This window comes from Paenibacillus sp. FSL P4-0184 (assembly GCF_038004625.1).
Lineage (GTDB): Bacteria > Bacillota > Bacilli > Paenibacillales > Paenibacillaceae > Paenibacillus_AQ.
Map to the genome: position 1 here is coordinate 1,195,267 of NZ_JBBORN010000002.1, position 23,331 is coordinate 1,218,597.

12 protein-coding genes are annotated in these 23,331 nt (G+C 41.4%); 2 read left to right on the forward strand and 10 right to left on the reverse strand.

What is annotated here, in order from left to right; all coding sequences use genetic code 11:
• Window positions 1-25 precede the first annotated feature (25 nt).
• Window positions 26-8,527, forward strand: coding sequence for a glycosyl hydrolase family 95 catalytic domain-containing protein (locus MKY52_RS27245; protein WP_341054834.1), 8,502 nt, complete (start codon window positions 26-28; stop codon window positions 8,525-8,527).
• A 74-nt stretch (window positions 8,528-8,601) separates the two neighbouring features.
• Here the strand turns inward: MKY52_RS27245 and MKY52_RS27250 are convergent, their stop codons facing one another.
• From MKY52_RS27250 to MKY52_RS27295, 10 genes are all read right to left on the reverse strand, one after another.
• The gene (locus MKY52_RS27250) at window positions 8,602-9,855 is read right to left on the reverse strand and encodes a HAMP domain-containing sensor histidine kinase (RefSeq protein WP_341054836.1); all 1,254 of its coding nucleotides are present in this window, start codon (window positions 9,853-9,855) and stop codon (window positions 8,602-8,604) included.
• 249 nt (window positions 9,856-10,104) lie between these two features.
• Window positions 10,105-11,244: a Ger(x)C family spore germination protein gene (locus MKY52_RS27255; RefSeq protein ID WP_341054837.1), complete on the reverse strand. Its 1,140-nt coding sequence runs from the start codon at window positions 11,242-11,244 to the stop codon at window positions 10,105-10,107.
• Window positions 11,241-12,692, reverse strand: a complete 1,452-nt coding sequence (locus tag MKY52_RS27260) for a spore germination protein (protein ID WP_341054838.1) — start codon at window positions 12,690-12,692, stop codon at window positions 11,241-11,243. The genes MKY52_RS27255 and MKY52_RS27260 overlap by 4 nt, the downstream gene beginning before the upstream one ends.
• Entirely contained in the window at window positions 12,689-13,783 is a 1,095-nt protein-coding gene (locus MKY52_RS27265; RefSeq protein WP_341054840.1) for a GerAB/ArcD/ProY family transporter, read from the reverse strand. Before MKY52_RS27265 ends, MKY52_RS27260 begins: the two co-directional genes overlap by 4 nt.
• A gap of 124 nt (window positions 13,784-13,907) precedes the next feature.
• Complete coding sequence (locus tag MKY52_RS27270; protein WP_341054841.1) at window positions 13,908-15,659, reverse strand: ABC transporter substrate-binding protein; 1,752 nt, start codon at window positions 15,657-15,659, stop codon at window positions 13,908-13,910.
• A 76-nt stretch (window positions 15,660-15,735) separates the two neighbouring features.
• The gene (locus MKY52_RS27275; protein WP_341054843.1) at window positions 15,736-16,638 is read right to left on the reverse strand and encodes a carbohydrate ABC transporter permease; all 903 of its coding nucleotides are present in this window, start codon (window positions 16,636-16,638) and stop codon (window positions 15,736-15,738) included.
• 9 nt (window positions 16,639-16,647) lie between these two features.
• Complete coding sequence (locus MKY52_RS27280) at window positions 16,648-17,604, reverse strand: ABC transporter permease (protein WP_341054845.1); 957 nt, start codon at window positions 17,602-17,604, stop codon at window positions 16,648-16,650.
• Window positions 17,605-17,735: 131 nt separating this feature from the next.
• A complete protein-coding gene (locus tag MKY52_RS27285; protein ID WP_341054848.1) occupies window positions 17,736-19,289 on the reverse strand; it encodes a response regulator transcription factor in 1,554 nt (517 codons plus the stop codon).
• A complete protein-coding gene (locus tag MKY52_RS27290; protein WP_341054850.1) occupies window positions 19,282-21,069 on the reverse strand; it encodes a sensor histidine kinase in 1,788 nt (595 codons plus the stop codon). The genes MKY52_RS27285 and MKY52_RS27290 overlap by 8 nt, the downstream gene beginning before the upstream one ends.
• A gap of 286 nt (window positions 21,070-21,355) precedes the next feature.
• A complete protein-coding gene (locus tag MKY52_RS27295; RefSeq protein WP_341054852.1) occupies window positions 21,356-21,712 on the reverse strand; it encodes a hypothetical protein in 357 nt (118 codons plus the stop codon).
• Between the two features lie 338 nt (window positions 21,713-22,050).
• Between MKY52_RS27295 and MKY52_RS27300 the strand changes: the two genes are divergently transcribed.
• Window positions 22,051-22,974: a ketopantoate reductase family protein gene (locus tag MKY52_RS27300; RefSeq protein WP_341054854.1), complete on the forward strand. Its 924-nt coding sequence runs from the start codon at window positions 22,051-22,053 to the stop codon at window positions 22,972-22,974.
• The last annotated feature ends 357 nt before the right edge of the window (window positions 22,975-23,331 follow it).

Genomic DNA, 23,331 nt, shown 5'->3' on the forward strand with positions numbered 1-23,331 from the left:
CAACTATTTATATAAGGAGGAGTGAATGATCTTGATTAAAATCAAACCTTTAGCTAAACGTTTAACTGTGAGCGCTTTATCATTGAGCTTAATTATTCAGAATCCTATATCAGTTCCCATAGCTAAAGCAGAACCTGTAAGCGCAATCAATAGAATGTCTGATGCTCCGGAGAATAAATTGTCCCTATGGTACCGACAACCGGCGATAAATTGGGAAACGGATGCGCTTCCAATTGGCAATGGCCTTATGGGAGGGATGATCTTTGGTGGCATCGAGCAAGAACGGATTCAGTTAAATGAGAAAACGTTGTGGTCCGGTGGTCCAGGTTCTTCTTTTGTATATACTTGGCCTTCCACGGATGATCCAACGACTTCTAACCCATATACATTCGGTAATCGTGAGGGTGGTGCGGATCATTTAGAGAGTGTCCGAGCTAAACTCCGCGCGGGGGATATCGATGGTGCTCACAAAGAAGCGGATGAGAATCTTACAGGCTTGAATGAAGGCTTAGGAAGTTATCTAACCTTTGGTGACTTGTATCTGGACTTTGAGAAGTCCTCAACAACCAATGTAGAGAATTATCGCCGGGAGCTTGATCTTGAAGACGCGATATCTCGAGTTAAATACACGCTGGATGGAGTAGAGTATACACGAGAATACTTTGTCAGTTATCCAGATAAAGTAATGGTTACTCGCCTGACAGCCAATCAGCCGGGTAAGCTGTCCTTGGATGTACGCCCGACAAGTGCTCAGGGAGGGACCGTCACGGCGAATGGCAACAACATTAATATTAGAGGTAATGTACTAGACAACAATATGCTATATGAAGGTAACTTCCGCGTCCTAAATCAAGGTGGAAATATAACATCAGGTAACGGAAAGATCCATGCAGCGAATGTAGATTCATTAACCATCCTTACATCATTAGGCACCAACTATGCTAACAGCTATCCTAATTATAGAGGCACTGATCCGCATAATGAGGAAGTGGCGATATTGGATGCCGCTGAGAGTAAATCTTACGAAACATTACTTGAGAATCATAAGAAAGATTATAAGTCATTATTTGATCGTGTGAAATTAGATTTGGGCGAGTCCAAGCCTACGATTCCGACAGACGAACTCTTAGCCACCTATGCAGGAACGAAAAGTAAAGCGCTTGAGGTTTTATTTTATCAATATGGCCGATATTTGTTGATTTCATCTTCTCGTCCCGGTTCACTACCGGCCAACTTACAGGGCGTGTGGAATAATTCTAATAGAGCGCCTTGGAGCAGCGATCATCATTTTAATATCAATATTCAAATGAACTATTGGCCAGCGATGGTAACGAATCTCTCGGAGACAATGACACCACTGATCGATTACATAGATTCGCTGCGTACTCCTGGGCGTATTTCTTCCGAAAAATATTATGGCATTTCTAATGCGTGGTCGATTGGAGTGGCAAACAATCCGTTCGGATATACTGCGCCGGGTTGGAATTTTGATTGGGGCTGGTCACCTGCATCCAATGCTTTTATCTCGAATAATATTTGGGAGAGTTATAAATTTTCCGGAGATATCGATCTACTAAAGTCACGTGTTTATCCAATATTGAAGGAAACGACGCGATTTTGGACCCAGTATTTAGTAGAAGATACGGATGGGACATTGGTATCCACACCTTGTTACTCACCAGAGCAAGGTACGATCAGTACAGGATGTGCCTATGACCAGCAGCTTGTACAAGATTTATTTACTAACTACTTGGAGGCAAGTACAACATTAGCTGTCGATTCCGATTTTCGTGAGGAAGTTCAAAGTAAATTAAATCAGGTGTCTCCAATCAAAATAGGAAAGTACGGTCAAATTCAAGAATGGAAAGAGGACATCGACGATCCGAATAACAAGCATCGCCATTTGTCCCAACTAGTTGCTTTATATCCAGGCAAGCAAATTAACAAAAATACACCTGAGCTTATGGAAGCTGCCAGAGTGTCATTGCAGCATCGCGGAGACGAGGGTACCGGGTGGAGCAAAGCTAACAAAATTAACATGTGGGCTCGTGCGCAAGATGGCACACATGCACATACGATTCTGGAAGGTCAGCTTACTGGAAGTACATTAAACAACTTATTCGATACGCATCCGCCATTCCAAATCGATGGCAACTTCGGAGCTACGTCCGGCATGTCTGAAATGCTGCTACAAAGTCATTTGGACAATATTGATGTTTTGCCAGCGCTCCCTGCTTCATGGCCGAAAGGAAGTTATTCGGGCTTGGTTGCCCGCGGGGGATTTGAGGTTAGTGTGAATTGGAACAATGCTAGAGCTACAAGCATCAGTGTCAAATCTAATAAAGGCAATCGTGCAGTTGTTTCTTATCCAAGCATAGCTGGAGCAACTGTCATGAATCAAGCGGGACAAAATGTAAAGTATTCCGTAGACAATAACAATCAGATTTCTTTCGACACTCAAGTTGGAGACGTTTACACGATTGGTTCAATTCCTTTACAAGATGGACAATTGTTGACAATGACAATGAAAAATAGTGGTCATGTGCTAGATATTGAAGGGGCATCGGAGCAAGAACAAGCAGCGGTTGTTCAAATGACAGCAGGATCGTTATCACAGAGTCAGCAGTGGTATGCAGAAAGCGTAAGTGATAGATACTACAAAATCACAAATAGCTTGAGTAGTAAAGTGATTGCTGTGCTAGATGAATCAATGTCTGATGGTGCAAAGCTCGTTCAACAAACCTACACTTCAGACAACTCTTATAATGATGAATGGCTTCTCGTTGATAAAGGGAACGGTTATTCTCAGTTGGTTAATCGTGATAGTGGTAAAGCGCTTACAGCTTCAAACACTAGCATAGGGACTGGGAAAGAGTTGATCCAATCTTCAATCACAGATTCTGATGAGCAATTGGTGAGAATCGATCCTGTGAGAGACTTTTTTGATCAGCAAAAGTTCAATCTAACCGTCCAACACAGCAATCTTCGTATGGACGTGAACGAGGATTCTAAATCAGATGGCGCCGCTATCATACAATGGTCCGAAAGTTCGGGTCAAAATCAACAATGGATGTTTATGAAGACAACCCCGGGTTATTACAAAATTATCTCAATGAGCAGTTCAAAAGCACTTACTGTAGAGAATGCATCAACAGAGGAAGGTTCAGGAATCATTCAAGCCACATTCACCGATGATGCAACCTACAATGATGAATGGTCAGTTGTAGATGCTGGTGATGGCTATTATCAATTGAGAAATCGGGCTAGCGGCAAAGTGATCGAAATGCCAAATAACAGTGTTTCTAGTGGTGAACAATTCGTACAAAATAAAGCCGGTAAGGGGAGTAACCAGAAGTTTGCTTTTTCATTAGATAGAACCGTGAACGACAATGCAACCGGATCATGGAATGACCAGTTTGTATATGGCTCGGGATGGGAGTACAGTGCATTCGAATCCGGGGCATACAATCGTGACAATCATTATTCAAACGAGACGGATTCATATGCGTTCTTGCGTTTTAATGGCTCTAAAGTGCAATTGTATGGGGCTAAGAACAATAATCAGGGTATCGTTGCATTCTCTATCGATGATGGTCCTGAACAACTGGTTGATACTTACGCCTCTTCGCGTTTAGATCAACAACTGCTCTTTGAAAGCTCTGAGATGTTGAATCAGGAGCATGTACTCAAAATTCGGGTGACAGATCAAAAGAATGACAATTCGAACAACACATATATTTCAGTTGATCGAGCGGATATTCAGTCTCGTGTAGTTAAGAGTGTGGACAAAGCCGAAGATTATTATATACAGACTATAGAAACAATTAATGGAGTTAATCATAGCGTAATCACCCTGAATTATAAAGGTGAAGACGCAGGTGATGCAGTAAGAGCGGCAATCGAGGCTGCCAAAGCGGCGCAGAAGCCTGTCATCCTAGACTTTCCTACAGAAACGTATCATTTTAAAGCATCAACCGCAAATCAAGTGCAATATTTCATTTCAAATACAACCACAAAAGAACAGACACCTAGTAGCACTCGTAAGGTAGGTCTTATATTCAAGGATATCGATGATCTTACCATTCGAGGGAATGGTTCGACCTTGTTATTCCATGGTGTGATGACACCTATCGTATTCGACCATGCAACAAATATTAAAGTGAACGGAATTAACATTGATTTCAATCGTCCTGTCGTATCGGAGATGACTGTAACTGAAGTAGGCAACAACTACATGAAAGCGAGTATACATCCGGATTCATGGTACTCTATTCAGAATAATCAATTAGTATGGTTCGGTGAGGAGAACTGGACAGAGAACGGAACACAAAATGTACGCGCTGTGCAAGAGTATAACCCAGCTACGAAACAGACATGGAGAGTGGCCAATCCTCTAGACGGCACAACAAGCACGAAGGATCTCGGTAAACGGGAGGTGCAATTCAACTTCACTAAGAATCCAAATTTGTCGGTAGGAAACACGTTTCAGTTTCGGGATACAACAAGAAGAGAACAAGGTGCGTTGATCTATCGAAGCAAGAATATTGCGTGGTCAGATGTTAACTTCTATGCTGCACCTGGGCTTGGAATTATCAGTCAATATAGTGAAAATGTATCGCTCGATAACTTGAACTTTGCACCTAAGACAGGCAGTGGACGGACGAACGCATCAATGGCAGACTTCTTGCAAGTTTCTGGAGGCAAGGGTGAGATTCGGGTGTTAAACTCTTATTTTTCCGGAGCTCACGATGATGCGATTAACATTCACGGCACTCATCTGCAAATTGTGCAAGTAACGTCATCCAATCAGGTCAAAGTACAATTTATGCATCCTGAGAGTTGGGGCTTTGATGCTTTTGCTGTAGGAGATTCGATCGAATATATCAACAAGTCGACTTTACTTTCGAAGGAAAGTGCAGTGGTCACCGATGTGACACGCCTAAATGATACTCAAATTGTTCTTACGCTAGATAAACCGGTACCTTCTTCGATAACTGCGAATGAGTATGTCGTTGAAAATGCCACATGGACGCCGAATGTCACCGTTAAGAATTCAACATTTGAATCGATACCGACAAGAGGTCTCCTCGTAACAACGCGCGGCTCTGTTCGAATCGAGAACAATACGTTTAATGGCATGCAGATGAGTGCGATCATGATCGCACATGATGCTAGTAGCTGGTACGAATCAGGAATGGTGAAGGACGTCTTGATCCGTAACAATACGTTTAATAATAACGGTAACGCGGTGATTAGTATTGATCCGAATACTTCCCTGACGAATCCCGAAAAGACCGTGCATAGTCATATTGAGATTGACGGCAACCAGTTTAATAAGGTGGGCGGCAATTCTGAGATTTATGCAAAGAGTGTAGACGGGTTAAAGTTTACGAACAATACTGCAACTCAAGGTGGTTTTGAACTTACATTTGATGCCTCTAAAGCTGTTACTGTCACGGGGAATAGTTTTAAAGAAAGTGATGTTGACAAGAAAATCAACTTCAATCGCATGATCCCTGGTACGGATTCTGTAGAAGCAACTCAAGGATTTATTGTCACGCGAACGAATGATTATACACCTGCAGTTACAGATCCAAATGATATTCCGCAAAGTGAAATGACAGCTTCATCTACCAGTAATCGCAGTGGAAACGAAGCGGATAATGCCATAGATGGAAACCCTTCAACCATCTGGCATACTGAATGGGATCCTATGGCGGATTTGCCGCAATCGATCACCCTAGATCTTGGAAATACGAGAATCATATCTAAACTAAAGTATTTGCCAAGACAAAATGGGGAACAAAACGGGAACATTACTTCTTATGTATTATCAACCAGTTTAGACGGAACAACATTTAAACGGTTTACAAGCGGAAGTTGGGATGATGACAGCACCGAGAAAATCGCAGAATTCGCTCCGGTCGCTAGTAGGTATCTGAGACTTACTGCTATCGAAGGCCATGGTGGATTGGCTTCAGCGGCAGAGATTAACATTACGAAGAATGAGATGGATGAGGACTATCAAGCCCTTAAAGCGCTCATTACAAGAGTCCAAAGCAAGCACGACGGTGCTGTAGAAGGGACTGAAGATGGTCAGTATCCAGAAGGCTCAAAACTTACATTGCAAAAAGCCATTGATCAGGCGAAGAAAGTACGCGATAGCTTATCTGTTACACAGCAGCAATTACAGCAAGCGGCGAGTGACTTAACTGCTGCGTTGCAAGTGATGGAAGATAGCATCAATAAACATGAGATGGTTCAATCGATCACGATTACAAGTGAATCATCAGTGATTACTGCTAAGAACGGAACTCTCCAATTAGGCGCTACTGTACTGCCTGCTAATGCAACGAAAAAGTCGGTAATATGGTCTGTGCATGAAGTAGATGGCATAACAGCAACGGACAAAGCGACAATTAATCAAACCGGTATGCTAACGGCTGTGAAAGATGGAACTGTGAAGGTGATAGCCACAGCAACGGATGGCTCTGGTGTTCATGATGAAGTGGATATTAGCATTAGTGGTCAAACGGACATTATCGATCCAGGCACAGATCCAGTGAATGTTGGAAAAATAATCATCACGAGCTCAGGGAATGTGTCAACGATTACCGCTAAGCACGGGACTCTCCAATTAGGCGCTACTGTGCTACCTGACAATGCAACCAATAAGTCGGTAACATGGGCTGTATATGGAGTAGAAGGCACAACAGAAACGGATATTGCAACCATTGATGTATCCGGTTTGCTCACGGCTGTGAAAGATGGAACTGTGAAGGTTGTAGCTACAGCAACGGATGGCTCAGGTGTTCAAGATGAAATGGATATTACCATAAGTGGTCAAACGGACATTATTGATCCAGGCACTGATCCTGTGAATGTTGAAAAGATAAACATCACAAGCGCAGGAAATGTGTCGACGATTACCGCTAAGAACGGAACCCTTCAATTAGGCGCTACTGTGTTACCTGACAATGCAACTAATAAGTCGGTAACATGGGCTGTATTCGAAGCCGATGGCCGCACACCTACGGATAAAGCAATTATTGATGTAAACGGGTTGTTGACAGCTGTGAAGAACGGAACTGTAAAAGTGGTTGCCAGTGCAATGGATGGTTCTGCGGTTCATGGATTTAAGGAGATTGTGATTAGCGGTCAAAATGACACTCCTGACCCTACTTCAAGTCCAGAGCCTACTCCAGATCCAGGAACAAATCCAGGTAACCCAACGACATCAACCAGACCAACGCCATCACCTACACCAACGATCCCTCCTACAAAAGAAGATCCACATCGTTATATTCCAACAACTAAAGAACTACAAAGTGAAACTGCACAGAATGGAACAACGAGCCTGACCATTAACATTGATAAGGAAGCTTTAGCGAAGAAATTAGAAGCACTTAACAAAACTACAGGAACCCCTAATCTCGATATCGAGATTCCAGGAGTGAATGCATGGAATGCAGTACATCTGCCGCTTGATGTTCTGTACAACAGCATGAAGGCGAATAAGGAAATAATCATAGCTTTTAGAAACCATTTAGGAAGTTATGAACTTCCGCTTGCCAATCTGAATCGTGAAGAACTTGAGAAAGCTGCTAAAGTTGCGGGTGCAACCTTAATCATTCGAATGGATAATGCGACTTCACAGCATGAACAGAAGTTTGAACAATCCATAGTAGAAAAAGGAATGAAGCGAGTAAGCTACATCATTGCGTACAAAGTCATTCTAAAATCGAATGATAAAGAGGAAGAACTTCAATGTTTCGGAAATCCGTTTATGACACGTGTCATAAATATGGATGGCGTTATTCAAGATCCATCGACTGCGACCGCTGTTATATTCGATCCGGTTACAGGACAAATGCGCTTCGTGCCATCGGTGTTCACAGTGAAGGACGGAAAGACTGAAGTCACAATATTCGGTCAAGCAAATGGTCTATACACCATCGTTCAGAACAAGAAAACATTCGATGATATGGTTGGACATTGGGCGCAAAAGGATGTTGAGACCTTAGCCTCCAAGCTGATCATTAATGGAATGACGGATCGGTCGTTTGCGCCAGCAGGACAGGTCACGCGTGCTCAATTTGCGGCATTGTTGGTAAGAGGAATAGGGTTAACTACGGAGTCATTATCGAATGTATTTGCAGATGTTAGTGCCACGGCGTGGTATGCGGAGGATGTGAATATAGCTGCGAAACTCGGGTTAGTTCAAGGCATAGGCGAAGGGGAATTCAGCCCGGATACAATCATTACAAGAGAGCAAATGGTCGTGATGATCATGAACGCCGTTCAGCTCATTCAAGGAGATTATAGAGTAGAAGCTCAAATGCGGACTCCATTTGCTGATCAGGACCAAATCTCTGATTATGCTAGCGAAGCGGTAACAGAAGCGGCAGAGAAAGGATTAATCAAAGGGAAAACAGAAACAACATTTGCTCCGCAAGACGCAGCAACACGTGCTGAGGCAGCGTTGATGATTAAACAGCTTTTGCAATATTTGAAGTTTATGAATTAAGTAATATTAAATAGGCTCGGTTCAAACGATAAGTTTGAGCCGAGTTTTTTTGTTGCGTTGGAGCATCTAAGTACTCAGTCAGTTAATGGAATTGAGAGAATGAATTCAGTTCCTTCTCCTGATTTACTTCGTACATTTACATCACCGTTCATCGAACGGATCAGTTGATAAGAAAGCGTAAGTCCCAAACCGGTACCTTTGCTTTTAGTTGAAAAATAAATGCTTCCCAGTCGATCCATCTGCTCGCTGCTCATACCAACCCCATTATCAATTATTATTATTTTTGCGAATTGGGATTGACGCTCAATACGGATGCTCACAATTCCTGTTGAATGAACAGTGCAAGCTTCTATCGCGTTTTTGATGAAATTTATGAATAGTTGTTTGATTTCAGTAGGATTTGCAGATACATATAGTTTATCCTCCAAGGGGTGCATCTCCAAAGTAACGTTATTCATATTGGCGTACGGCGTTATGATGTCTACAATAGAGTAGATTTGCTGCACAAGTTCAATTTTCTCTACCATAGAATGATTGGGTTTAGCTATCGATAAATATTCAGAAAGAATAACTTCTGTCCGCTTAATCTCTTCAAGGCAAATTTCAATATATCTCTGACTCTTTTCTCTTGTGATCGAATCATCCTTCAATAATTTTAAAAATCCCATAACGGCTGTAAGTGGATTACGGACTTCATGAGCTAGAGAGGCTGCGACATGAGCAATCGTTTCCGATTTTTCACTTTGAAGATACCTGAGATATAATTCCTTATCAGAAACTGCTTTATTAAAAAGGGAAATCAATATCCAAATTCCGAGGAAATTTTGTACTGGCATAACGAGGATATTGAACTTTAAATGCTGTATCGTGTATTGGTATTCCGTTGCAAACATAGTACCTATTGGAATAATGGAAAAGCATATCCCTGCAATGAGTGTAATAAGCTTTCGGTACTCGGAACGACGACGGTATAGATTGGATAACAATGCGGATATGGAGAAAGTGATGGAGAGAATAATTATCGCTGAATATAGTCCCTGTCCACCTATAAGGAGGCGGTATACTAGAAACTCAACGATAAGAAAAACTCCAGTAGTTATGCCTCCATACACCATACCGAAAAACATGATCACGTAACGAATGTCGAATATGATTCCATCTTGTATACTAGCAGGAAAGGTCATCGACATAAAAAGACATATCATGCAGGTGATCGTGATAAATTGTTTTGAATAGTTAACGGCTTTGTCACGATAGTAAATGGTATAAAGGACAAAAGGGGTTAGGGCAAACAATAATTGCAGTAAAATATCCTTAACATACAGCATATTAGCCCTCCCAATAGTTTAGAAAGAATTTGATATACTGTTTATTCGTTGTGACTATGAATTCCTCCTTCTGAGGGAGTGATGTAAAGGCACTAAAAATAACTATTGAGAAGAAAGTTACATATACAGGAAGAATTATACTGTGCGTGCGAAACCTGTCGTTTAATCATTTCAAATAAAAAGGCTGAAGAACAACTTTTAGTAATTAAAAGTTGTTCTTCAGCCTTTAGTTGATCATTTCATCTGAGTTTACTCAATCTTAGATATTCCACCACTGATCAGATTCACCTTGATATCAATCTTGTCGATGCTGCTTGAATCGAGCGGTAAGATTCCTTTATCATTCAGTTTGTTCCACTTTTTTGGAAGATTACGATAGAATATGCCTGAGAGTCCATATACATCGGCATTTATTTCTAAACCTTTCAAGTAAGTTTCCCTAATCTGATCATCAATTACTTTTATTGCTTTCAGTTCAATATCTTTTCGATTAAGGTTTGCGCTCAATTCCGGAAGAGTGCCCTGCATAGACACTTTAATATCGAAGATAGGTTTGCCATGCTTCATCTTGGGTTGAATAGAGAATTTAAGTTTGTTCATGACGATCACAGCAAGTACTTCTTTGTCATCTTTGATTATCAGAGGCGTTCGTTGCGTCTTTTTTTCCAGCCATCGAACCCCTAATATCTCTTTAGACTTCAGGCAACCTCGAAATTGCTCATTTTGCAGAAAGCAGATCCCCGACATGCTAATGTTAGGGGAAGGTTCCTTATTACTGGTCCAGTCTGGCGCAACTTCAAGAAAAGGTAATCGAACCGTTTCGGCTTTCTCTCTCCATTTCCATATAAACTTGTACAGATACAACGGAGCGACAACCGAGCTCTGTTCATAGGTTCGCATGGGACTGTTAAGCTGCGAGTAGATCACTGACAGATCGGCGATCGACGGGGTAGTCAGCACTTCTTCCATAGGTTCGTTGGTTGCCATGGTCCAAACGGTATATCGAAATTCATAATATCGATCCCAAACGTCCAATACTTGATTGATGACGCTACCCTTCTTTAGCGCTGCTTCACTAAATACGATTGTTTTCACATTACTCCAGATAATTCTTTGTGGACTAGTGGCATATAAATTAAATATTGCCGCATCAAACGAATCTCCTTCTGCTTTCCCTATGAAGGTTTTTTGTTCTAGGCTCTGCCCCGCCTCTTTTTTCGCAATGCCACTAAAGTTAACCATTTGAATATAAACAACGACTTTGTTATCTACATAATCGACGCCTAATGTATTCACATAGATCATATGCTCAATTTCTTTTGATCCCCAACAACCTGTAAGCAGCATGGAGAGCAGAGCAGTAACAAGCATGCACCGGATCAATTTCATGATCGATCTCGTCCTTTATTTCCCGTATTGTCCGTGAACTTTCCCTTTCCCCACGGCATTCTGAAAATAACCTTATAAAATTCCTTCCAGTGAGGCGGGGATAGAGGGGAAAGATAGTAGGTGCCGAAAGAACGTAAATTGACCATAAAGAGGATCAGTGCAAGCAGACATGTCATCGTACCAAACAACCCCAGAAACCCGCTAATGATGAGAATAGTAATTCGAAGCAAGCTAACAACGCTAACTAATGACTGGTTGACCAATGTAAAGGTAGCCAATACTGAAATGGCTATTACCACAATCGTACCTGGACCTGCAATGCCGGCGCTAATGGCTGCCTGACCGATAATTAAACCTCCAACTACCGATAAGGTCTGGCCATAAGCAGTAGGTAATCTCATCCCTGCTTCCCGAAAAATCTCAAATAAAATGAGCATCACAATCGCCTCCAAGGGAGCCGGAAGAGGCACGCCTTGTCTCGAATTTACTAACGTTGCAAGCAGCGTAAAGGGGATTTGATCTTGATGAAACGTAGTAAGCGCGATCCAAAAGCCCGGCAAAAACAGGGAAAGCATAACCCCTAGGACTCTTAATAACCTAGTAAAAGCAACAAAGATGTTTACCATATGTGCATCTTCCGAAGTATTCAACAAGAAGCTAAAGCTCACTGGCGCTATAATCACAGTAGGCGAACCATTCGTCAAGAGCACAAATTTGCCATGAAGCAGTGAATTCGCAGCATAGTCAGGTCTGCCCGTATATGCGAATAATGGAAAAAACGAAAATCCAGTCAGACTTTCTTCAAGCTGGGTGCTACTCACCAATCCCTGGATTTGAATGCCGGTTAGTTTTGACTTGATCTCATCTAGTACATGAGGTTTAATCGTTTCCTTGAGATATAAAAGATGAACTTCAGTCGCGGTTTGGATTCCAATACTGAATTGTTCAACAGCCAGTAATTCGGTCTTAACTCTTTTTCGAATAAGGGCAATATTGGTAAATGATTCTTCCGTAAAACCATCCTTAGGCCCTCTTGTGGACACTTCTGTATTGGGTTCTTCAGGTTGCCGTTTAGGTGGATCAGCCAATTTCACAACATAGTATTGATTCGATGGCGTAAAAAGAAGGAAAAGATCACCATTAAGCACAGTATCAATCATTGAAGCATTAATCTCTTTTGATGGAAGGGGGGTCATGTGAAACGGAACCTTTTGCATAAGATCGAGTTCACGTGATGTGAGAATAGATTCCGGGATCTTTTTTAATTCCGGGATGATATATTCTTCCACTTTGATTTCATCGCACAACCCCTGGCAATACACCAGTTGAACGGCATTGTCCGAGTCAGACAAAGAGATAGTTAGTCTCTTAATGTCTGAACTTGAACCAAATACTCGTTTGAACAAATCCTCGAACGTATTGGATTCCTTTTGCTCAGGCTCTTTCATGATGTTGCTTTCCCCTTTCGTTGAGCCAAGCTAATCAGCCCTGCAATAATTACAGAAAAAGCGAGTACCCCCCAAAAAGAAAAGGGAAGTACATAGTGAGCTAACATACTCAGAAAAAATTGGTCACTAAATGGAATGGCTGTGAACACTACAATAGCAAAAGAAATGCTTCCAAGAACCAACATTTTCACTTTTTTACTTTGAATTTGGAGTATATCGAGAATTAGAAACATAGTTAGAGAAATTCTCAGAAAAGCACCACTGAACCATTGATAAACGCTAAAAAAATCTAGATGCTCAATGTATTGTCCAATCGTCAGCAATCTCCATTCTTCATACGTGGGAAATCTGAGTTTATCAGCCTCATCCGGACCAAATTCAACAATTGCACCAATTATCGGACCCATGGTTAAACCTAAGATAAGCAGGATCATGATCATAAACGATAGATATGACAATCGCGATTTGATGTGATGTTGCATAAAGAAAAGCATGATGACCTCAACAAAACCTGCTCCTACGTACACGCTCCCTTTCCAAACGGGCTGCATACCGTGCTCAAGCATCGGTCTTAGTAAGGAATAATCTTTATGAGTTGTATTAGAGAACATTATAAAAAAACCCAATATAACAACAAAAGGCAGCAAAATAGCAGCGGTATTCGCGAGGGAGTGAATACCTAAATAAGCATTTATCACAGAAATCAAAAGTAATACGAACGTAAGGACCAGTATAGGTGTCTCTGGTGAGAAGGTCAGATGCACCCAGTATACAGTGTCTCTAGTTGTAAGCATGCATAAGACAAACAAATATACACTAGCGACTACCGCAAGAATACGGCTCACGATTGGAGGGTAAGCTTTAGCCAGCCAAGCGAAAAGATGCTGTTTTTTGATTTTAGTAGTACTAATGTGCAGGATAAAGATCCAAACTAGCGCACATGCCCCAGCAAGCAGCACTGAGATCCAGGCGTCACGTTTTGCCGCGTCCAATAGGATGGGGATGATAATGACATGATTTAGAAGGCCTGTACTCAGCATAATAATCATGATGGATTGAATAAACGTAATATTTGTTTTGATTTTCCTCATCCTCCTAAATAAACCGGACCCACCGTCTACCTTATAATGCCATTCTTGGAGGTGATTTATTCTGAGAATTGAGCAGTGCAAAACGTAAAGAGCCGAGCGGATATCGGCTCGGCTCAAAGTGTTATTATTTAGCGCTCCATAAGGCAACACGATCCTGCACATATTTGGTGTAGCCTTTTTCCATTTTTTCTACTCCGGCTTTCTCCAAAGCTGCCATGTAGTCAGCCCAGATTTTATCGAAATCTGCTGGTTTGGCAAGAATGGCTTCCGGAATACGTTTCCATGTAATATCTCTCATTTTGTTACCTAAAATGGTGACCTCATCTTCACCTGGAATCGCGATATTCCACGCTGCACCATAGGCCTTTTCAGTGAATTCTTCTTCTTTCGGGAATAGATCCTTCCAAGTGGTTGCCTTGTAGGCAGCTAAAGTTTCTTTCTCAACATCGCTATACCCAAGTACAAGTTGTTCCGGGAAGTTTTTAGTGTAATAATTTCCACTTGCATCCTTAGCGCCGTCTCCGTAATGAACCATCATATTCCAGTAGAAGCCGATTCCTGTTTCCTTGGTGAAGGCTGTGTTGTCATTGTTGATGCGATCTTGTACATCTGTCGGAACGATCCGTTTGCCGTTCTCTACCACGTAATGCTTACCTTCAATTCCCCAGTTATTCAAGATTTGTCCTTCATCAGAAGCGAGAAAATCCAGGAACTTAATTGTACGAATTGGATCCGGATTTGTGCTGGAGATCGAGATGCCATAACCACCCATGAAGCCGGTAGGCCAGAAGCTAGTTTCCTTGTATTCTTTCGTTAATGTTACCGGATAATGACCATAAGTTTGATCGAACTTTCCTGCCGTTTTCAACGCTTGTTGAGCATCATTATAATCCCAATCTTGATCAATCAAGCCAAGCACACGTCCTGTGGCTACTTTAGCTTTGTACTGGTCATACTTTTGCACGAAGCTCTCTTTGTCTAGCAATCCGATATCATTCATATGATTCAGCCAGCGGAAATACTCTTTCTCCTCCGGACGGCGAAAGTGGTAGATCGCCTCATGTGTCTGTTGATCTACGTAATATTCCCCGTCATCCGAACCGCCTGATGTTGCAACAGCAGGGTTAGTGACGGAAATGTACATATGCCAATCATCCGCGTTCAGGGAGACTCCGATGTTCTTGTTGCCGTTCTCATCAGTTGGATGTTTCTCAAGATAGGCTTTAATTACATTCTCATAATCGGTGACTGTTCTGATTTCAGGGTATCCGGCTTCCTTCAAGACGCGATGTTGAAGCTCAAATCCGCCGCCAGCCACGAATTTCTTCTCATCAACCGCTGCCCAGGTAGGAATGGCATAAATCGATTGATCTTCATTCGTGTATTTTGCCCGGGCAAGGTTGTCACCAAGCACACGTTTAATATTTGGTGCATATTTGTCGATTAACTCCGTTAAATCGATGACTGCTCCAGCATCTACAAGTTTACCGATATCAGCTTTGGCAGATATGATATCCGGATAATCACCACCAGCAGCGATTAAGGCGATTTTTTGTTGTGGATCACCTACCGCAAATTCCGCATCGAGTGTGACGCCTGTTTTCTCTGTAATCACTTTACTGATGTCGTCTTTCATATTGTTCCAGTTCGGATTTGGATCTTCAGCGAAGAAGGAGAGTGTAAGCGGGCTTAAATCTTCGGCTTGTGCAGTTGCTTCCGCGGTAGCCTCTGCAGTGGCACTAACTTCATTCGTTGGTTTAGTTCCTTCGTTGTTATTAGCTGTTTTGTTGCTTGATCCACTACAACCTGCCAGCACACTAATAAGTAAAGTCAAGACCATCAACATCACATGCGATTTTACTGTATTTCTTGTCATGAATAGAAACCCTCCCTTTTTCTGGTCAAAAAATATATTGTGTATACAGGCTGAGCCTGCTTATACCATTAGCGTACTAACTCTTTACTGAACCCAAAGTCATACCTTTAACAAAGTAGCGCTGCAAAAACGGATAGACGATTAGAATAGGCACAGTGACTACGATCGTGATTGCCATTTTGACTGATTCCGGAGAAATTTGTGCCATAACCTCTGTCATATTGCGACCTCGGAAATTGTCTGCATTAGTTGTCGTACTCTGTATGACCTTCATTAGCTCGAACTGGAGGGTAGTCAACGCATCCTTGGAACCATTGTAAAGATAAGTATCAAGCCATGAATTCCATTGGCCAACGGCGAGGAAGAGAGCGATGGTTGCCAGCGCAGGTTTGGTCAGCGGAAGAATAACCCGCCAATAAATCGTGAAGTCATTAGCCCCGTCCAACTTAGCGGATTCCTGCAGCGCATAGGGCAAGCCATCGATAAAGGAACGGATGACAAATACATTAAATGCGCTGACTAGACCGGGGAGGACATACACGCCAAAGGTTCCTATCATATGAAGATCTTTAATCAGTATGTAGCCAGGGATGAGACCACCTGAGACATACATCGTAAGCGCGAGAAATGTAGAGACGAACTTTCGGGCTTGGAAGTCTACCCGACTCAGAGTGAAAGCTAACATGGAGGCACTGACCAACCCAAGAATCGTGCCAATCAGCGTACGTAATATAGAGATTTTGAGTCCGGTCATCAGCCCGGAATAGGCAAAAATCGTCTCATAGTTCTTAATAGTGAAGACGCGTGGATATATCGTAATTCCACCCTTAATGCTGTCTGTGGAGTCGTTAAAGGAAATTGCTAACACATTCAGAAAAGGATATAGCGTAACTATGGTCACTACAGTGATCGCAATATAGACTACCAGATCGAAAATGCGGTCCGACCATGACACGGCGGCCAGTTTTTTACTTAGCATAAGGGCCTCCTATATGATGCTTTCTTTTGTTATTTTTTTGAATATCCCGTTGGCGACAAACAGCAGAATCACACTTACCACAGAATTGAAGATATTAATGGCTGTACCGAAGGAGAACCGGCCCATGCCAAGCCCGTAGTTCAATGCGTACAGATCCAGCGTCTGTGAGTAGTCGCGCACCAGGTTATTGCCAAGCAGGAACTGCTTCTCGAACCCAATGCTAATTAAATGTCCGATGGAAATAATGAGCAGAATAATGATGGTTGTCTGAATACCTGGAAGTGTAATGTTTCGTACTTGCTGCAGGCGACTTGCACCATCTACTCTTGCTGCTTCATAAAGCTCAGGACCTATACCTGAGATGGCTGCAAGGTAAATGATTGTGTTCCACCCGGTTTCCTTCCAAACATCAGAAGCTGTGACGATCCCCCAGAATAAATGACCTTTAGCCATGAATTGTATAGGTTCACTAATAAGATGCAGACTTAGCAGCAGGTCGTTTACCGCACCGTTATCGGTAGAGAGCATCTTGGTAATAATTCCGGCAGCAACCACCCAAGATACGAAGTGGGGGAGATAGGAGACCGTCTGCACAAACCGTTTCAGAAACTGAAGCCGTAGCTCGTTCAGAAGGATAGCAAAAATGATGGGAATAATGAATCCAGCAAACAAGCCCATGATGCTCATAGCGAGTGTATTGCGAAGTGCATTAAAGAATTGATCATCTTGAAAAAGCTCTCTGAAGTACTGTAAGCCGACCCATTGTTGATCGAAAAAGGATTTCCCGGGTTTGTATTTCTGAAAAGCCATCGTCCAGCCCCATAAAGGCAAATAATTAAATACAAATGCCCAGAGCACAAATGGGAAGGCCATCATATAGAGGTATTTCTGCTGTATAAAAGTTGGCCAAAAGCGTGAAACAGACTTCTTCAGCTCCGGTTGATCTTTTGAGGTAATCGCTTTCATTTATGTCCCTCCTTCGATATGCCATAATCATAATCTACAGAAAGTGAAAGAAACACCCGAATATTTTATATAAAAAACAGGGGTATATCTGCTATTTTCGTAAGCGTTTTCTGAAAAATATTGAGTCTTTTTCAATTCTTTCTGCGGTAGTCGGAGGGAGAGACACCTACATGCTTCTTGAATTTTTCACGAAAATAATCTACATCACTGATGCCCACTTCGTTTGCGACCTGATGGATTTTGTAGCCTTGAGTAAGCAGTTCCTTGGCCTTCTCCATGCGGACATTATCTAGATAGCTGTTAAAAGAATACCCCGTGCTATTCTTAAAAAGCTTACCTAGATAAGCGCTACTATAACTAAATACATCCGCTAGCGTGTCGAGCTTAAGATTCTTATTATAATGTCGATGGATGAGATCCAGCATCCGCTTTAGGAAGACCTCCATATCGTCGCGGATAATGCCTTTTGCATAATACTCAAGAAGAGTGGAGGCATAGCGCTGCAATTGAGGCAGAGAGGTATGTTTATAGATTTGTTCAATTTGCTCATCCATGTTGCTGTGCAGAGGACTCAGCTCCTTATATTGAAACGAGAGTTTGTTGAGTAGATAAGAGACGATACGCACATAACGCGATTTCACGGCCATCTCGGAATAATCGGCGGTAATCATAAGTTCTCCAGCTTCTTGAATCAGGGTGAAGAGTAACGCGCAACTGCCGGTATCCATACAAAAAAACATCCGTTCTAGAACGGACTCCAGCCTATTCTCTATTTCCTCTGGACTAACTGTCAGCCCATTCTTTATTTTCATGGAATCCGGTCCAATCATCCCCGTCTCGTCATAGAAGAAATGCTCTTTCATCCTTGCCAGCGCCGATAGGTGGGAGACGGAGATATCCTCCAGAGAGTTCACCATATCACCTGCGGTGATGATACATTCAAGTTCATGGTCAAATACTACTTGCTGTATATTCTGGACCATTAACTTATGTACAAGTTCTTTCTGAAATGAGGGCTGAAGCAGAACCCCCAAATAAGAATCTAGCAAGAATACTATGCCCCAGTCATTTTCTTCAAAGCTTTTTGCAAGTCTCGCCTTTACGACTGATGAAGGTCCATGATCCGCATTGTCCTGAAGTATCAGCCTAATCAGAACCACTTGATAAGAATCCCATAGTAGTTCTGCATCAAGAACGGTTGCCTCCTTTATTGACGGAGTCTTCGCACTTCGATCCATTAACAAGGATTGAACTAGCATTTCCCGGTTCCATACTTTGACTGCGGCCTGTTTCTTACGATCAGTAATACGTGCATCCAGCTCAATGGACAGATTCTCCAAGTATAGCTGTAGTTCATCTTCATCTACAGGCTTGAGCAAATAGGTATCAATGCCAAAGGATAACGCTCGCTTAGCATAGTTGAAATCCGCATAGCCACTGAGGATGATGATGTGCATTTCCGGATCAAGTGCTCTCAGCTCTTCAACAAGCTCTAGACCATCTCTACCGGGCATACGGATATCTACGATCATTAAATCAGGGGAGTAAAGTTCATATTTATGTTTAGCCTCAATGGCATTTGCGGCGGAATCGATGACTTGATATCCAAGTCTCTCCCAGTCTAGCAGAGCAACTAGTCCTTCACGGATCGCCAGCTCATCATCCACTATCAACACGCTATACATAAGAATCACTCCTTAATGGAATCGCAAAGCTGATTTGCGTTCCGAATCCGATTTGACTTGCTAAGGTCAGCCCAAATTGTGGACCATAGGTCAGCTGCAGCCGCAAATGAATATTGCGCATCCCAATATTATTAGTTTCATAGTCATCATTGTTGTTCAACATCCTCCTAATTTCTTGTATCCGTGTTTTTGAAATACCCACTCCATTGTCAGATACCTGAACCTTTAGAGAACTGTCTTCTAAGCGGATTTCCACCCGGACCATGCCGCCTTCAATTCGATTCTCCAATCCGTGGATGACACAATTCTCTACCAGGGGCTGAATAATTAAAGGGGGAATTTGAAAAGGATTCGCCTTTGGGTCCACAAGTAGCTCATAAGTGAGTCTGTCATCATAGCGGAATTTTTGGATGACTAGGTAACTGTTTACGGTTTCTAGCTCACTTTGCAGACTGATCCTCCCATTGCCGACCTCAAGGTTTTTACGCATCATTTTTCCCAGCAGTCGAACGACTTGAGAAATATCCGCTTGTCCTCTGACAAGAGCTTTCATGCGGATTGATTCTAGGGCATTGAAGAGGAAGTGAGGATTGATCTGGCTGGCCATCATCTTGAATTTAATTTCATTTTGCTTAAGTTGAGTCGCATTTTTCTGTCGATTAGATTCTTGTACCTCACTCATTAGTTCATTAATGTTCCGAACCATATGATTGAATTGTCTGGCAAGCTGACCGATTTCATCTTTACCGTCAATAACAAGCGTGGCTCCTAAATTTCCCGCAGCGACCTTAGAAATATGTTTGCTCAAATGTAGCATCCTTCCGGTGAGTAGCCGCGAGACATAGTAAATCAAGAGAATAGCCATAATCATTGCCGAAAGAATTACAATTGAAGCTAGAAAGATAATTCGGTTGGGCTCATCGACGATGCTTGCTACAGAAAAAATGGAAATGATACGCAGGCTATTCAAGCTTCCTCCAGGTTGCCAGTGATCGATCACCATTTTGAAGGGTTTGCCATCAATGGTTACATCGTGGGGACCTTGCCCTGTAGCGGATAAGGTTGCTAGGTCAATATTCGACAGTGATTTATCTTGTGTATCTACACGATTTGAGGCGACAATATTATCGTTCTCATCCATAATAAGAGTTTCAAAAGATTCTTGGTTGAGGATCGCATTGAGCTTTTTGGTATTCACATTCACGACTAGAACACCGGTGGTTCTCGCCTTAAAAAAATTGACCTTTCGGATTAAACTTAAATAATATTGTCCATTACGGTTGTCTCGAATATAATTCCACAATACCAGTCCCCTTTGGGCTAGTGCGGTTTGGTACCATTGTTCCTGCGTAACACTCTCATTCGTCTGTAGAAACTCCCAGTTGTTGAGAACCGTTGGGTTATCGATATATAAGCGGATACTGGAAACTTCGTTGTATAGTCGAACAAAATCACGGAAATCAGGATAGTTCCAGTAAGCTTCAACAACATCATAGACAGACTCATAACGATGATTGGCAACCTCTTCAAGTCGGCTATCATTCGATAGGCGATAAGCAATATCAAGCGGGATGTTGAGCATTTCGCCAGTCCGTTTTTTCACTCGATCCACGTTGGCTGTAATCTGCTCAAGCGCATTAGCCATTGCCATATTCCGTAGTTCATTTGTAAGGAACAGCCCTACAATTAAGACCGGGATTAGAACAACACAGCCAAATGACAGAAATAACTTCGTTCTGAGTCTTAGATTATTCATAAGAGTGATGATACGAGCATACACGACTAATGGCCACCTCCTGCAACAGAATGTTAACGCTTACATAAAAGTATATCGTTAAACGAACTTCCATTATATGTGATCATTTAGGGATTTATTGTCTTCTGTTATGGAGTTTTGGAATGAAGATATATTATATAAAAATCTATAAAAAAAAGAAAACCACTGATCTAGTCAACTAGATCAATGGTTTTTTTCATCCAATTGAATGGTCTCGATTTTCTTTACCGAAGAATAATTCTTAAATCAGAATGCGGATCCTTATGAGGATTTGGTTTGAATGACAGACTCATTCTTTAAAATAGGGTGTAATCCCTTTTGAATATAGGTTCTCTACTAACTTGAAAAATTCTTCTGACGATAAATCCTTTTGACGCTGGAGCCAAAGACGAAATAAAGAAAGGGCAGTTGTCAGGTAAAACTCAATGAAGTATGGCGTTAAGGATTGGTTTTGCGGAACGTTTAATTCTAATTGATCCAAAGTGATTTCTTTTTTTAAGCGTTTTAAAAAACGGGCACTTCCATAATCACCCAAAAGGGCATTAAGAACCAGGAGATGTTCTTTTTTATCCAGACAATAGAGCGTATCTTGAACCGTATCCATCGATAGCTCTTTATTTGCCAATTCTTTTTTCATTTCATTCAATAGGTCATTTTCAACAGAGTCTAACAATTCGTAAATATCAGTAAAGTATTGATAAAAGGTGCTGCGGTTATATCCTGACTTATTCGAAATTTCCTGAATCGAAATTTTCTCAATCGGCTTTTGGCTATATAACTCACAAAAAACTTCTACAAACTTTTGTTTTCTCCGTTATTTGGGGTTGCTTTTTCATGTTTCCCTCCTACTAGCGAATAAGAATATCATCCGACAAATCATAAAAAACTGATGGTTGATCAAGGAATAATGAAGATTTATAATCACATCATACAACATGTTGTCGGATAATCAAAAGGGAATATTAATAAGTAGGGGTGGTTTATATGTCAGCAAAACAAGATAGAATTTTAATTTTTGGTGCAGGTGTCATCGGGAGCATTTACGCAATTAAGCTTATTGAAGCTGGGTTTGACGTTAGCTTGTTTGCACATTCGAATAGATATAAATCATTAAGAGAAAATGGCCTGCAGTATATAGAAAAAGGTACAGTTAGATCGATACAAGTGAATGTCATTGATACGCTCGAAAATGACGATGTATACGATTTTATTTTCGTTACCGTTCGTTATGATCGGTCCGAAGCAGCGTTGTTAGTGCTAAAAGATAATCAAAGCAAAAATATAGTTACGATGACTAGTAATTCAATTGGATTTTCTTCGTGGCTGGATATCGTAGGGGATAGACTTTTACCAGCTTTTCCTGGCTTCGGCGGACAGATTAAAGATGGAGTATTGCATGCTCGATTTCTACCAAAGTTTATAGCGGCAACTGCATTTGGAGAAATTAATGGTGTAGTGACAGAACGCATAGAAAACCTTGCAAAATTATTTAAAAATGCAAAGCTTCCCTACGTTATTAAAAAAGATATGCAAGCGTATCTAATCACACATTCCGTATCAGACATTGCCATGTTGAGCTTTTTGCATTCTGAGAATAAGATCATTGACAAAAAAACAACCAGAACTAGAAAGACGGCACGCAAAATAATATTTACTTTAAAAGCGTATCTAAGGGCAATTCAAAAAGCTGGCGTTTCAATTGATCCACCAATGCTTAAAATGGTGCTTAAATTTCCAAACTTATTTCTGGACCTCTTCTTTATGACATGGCTACGAACTAAAATGGTTAGGGATATGATGTTGCCGGATTATGCGAATAATGCTAACAATGAGATTGTGCAGCTGAATAATGATTTAAAGAAATTTTTAAGTCAACATGTTATCAAATCAGAAATACATGTTCAGTAATTTTTTGTTAAAATATTATAGTATTGTGGAGGGGCTTGTAATGAACTTAATTAATCTGATATATGACAAGTAAAAGGGGGACGCTAAGTCCTCTTTTTTTGTATGTTATTTCTTTATATTTCCATTTATAACCACAAAAGAACAATACTTTTTGGGGTAAAACCTTTAATTTGAACAGATTAAATTGTACGTAAGCTATGATAAACTTCTATTTGAAATCGCTTACAATTATATAAATGGAAGGATGTGGTGATCTCGGGAGTTTTACCAAACAACAAAGAAAACCACAGACGATTGCTTGGAATACTAGAGGTCAGTCAAGTAGTATGTAATCAAAAAAAACTTAGGAGGTAGATT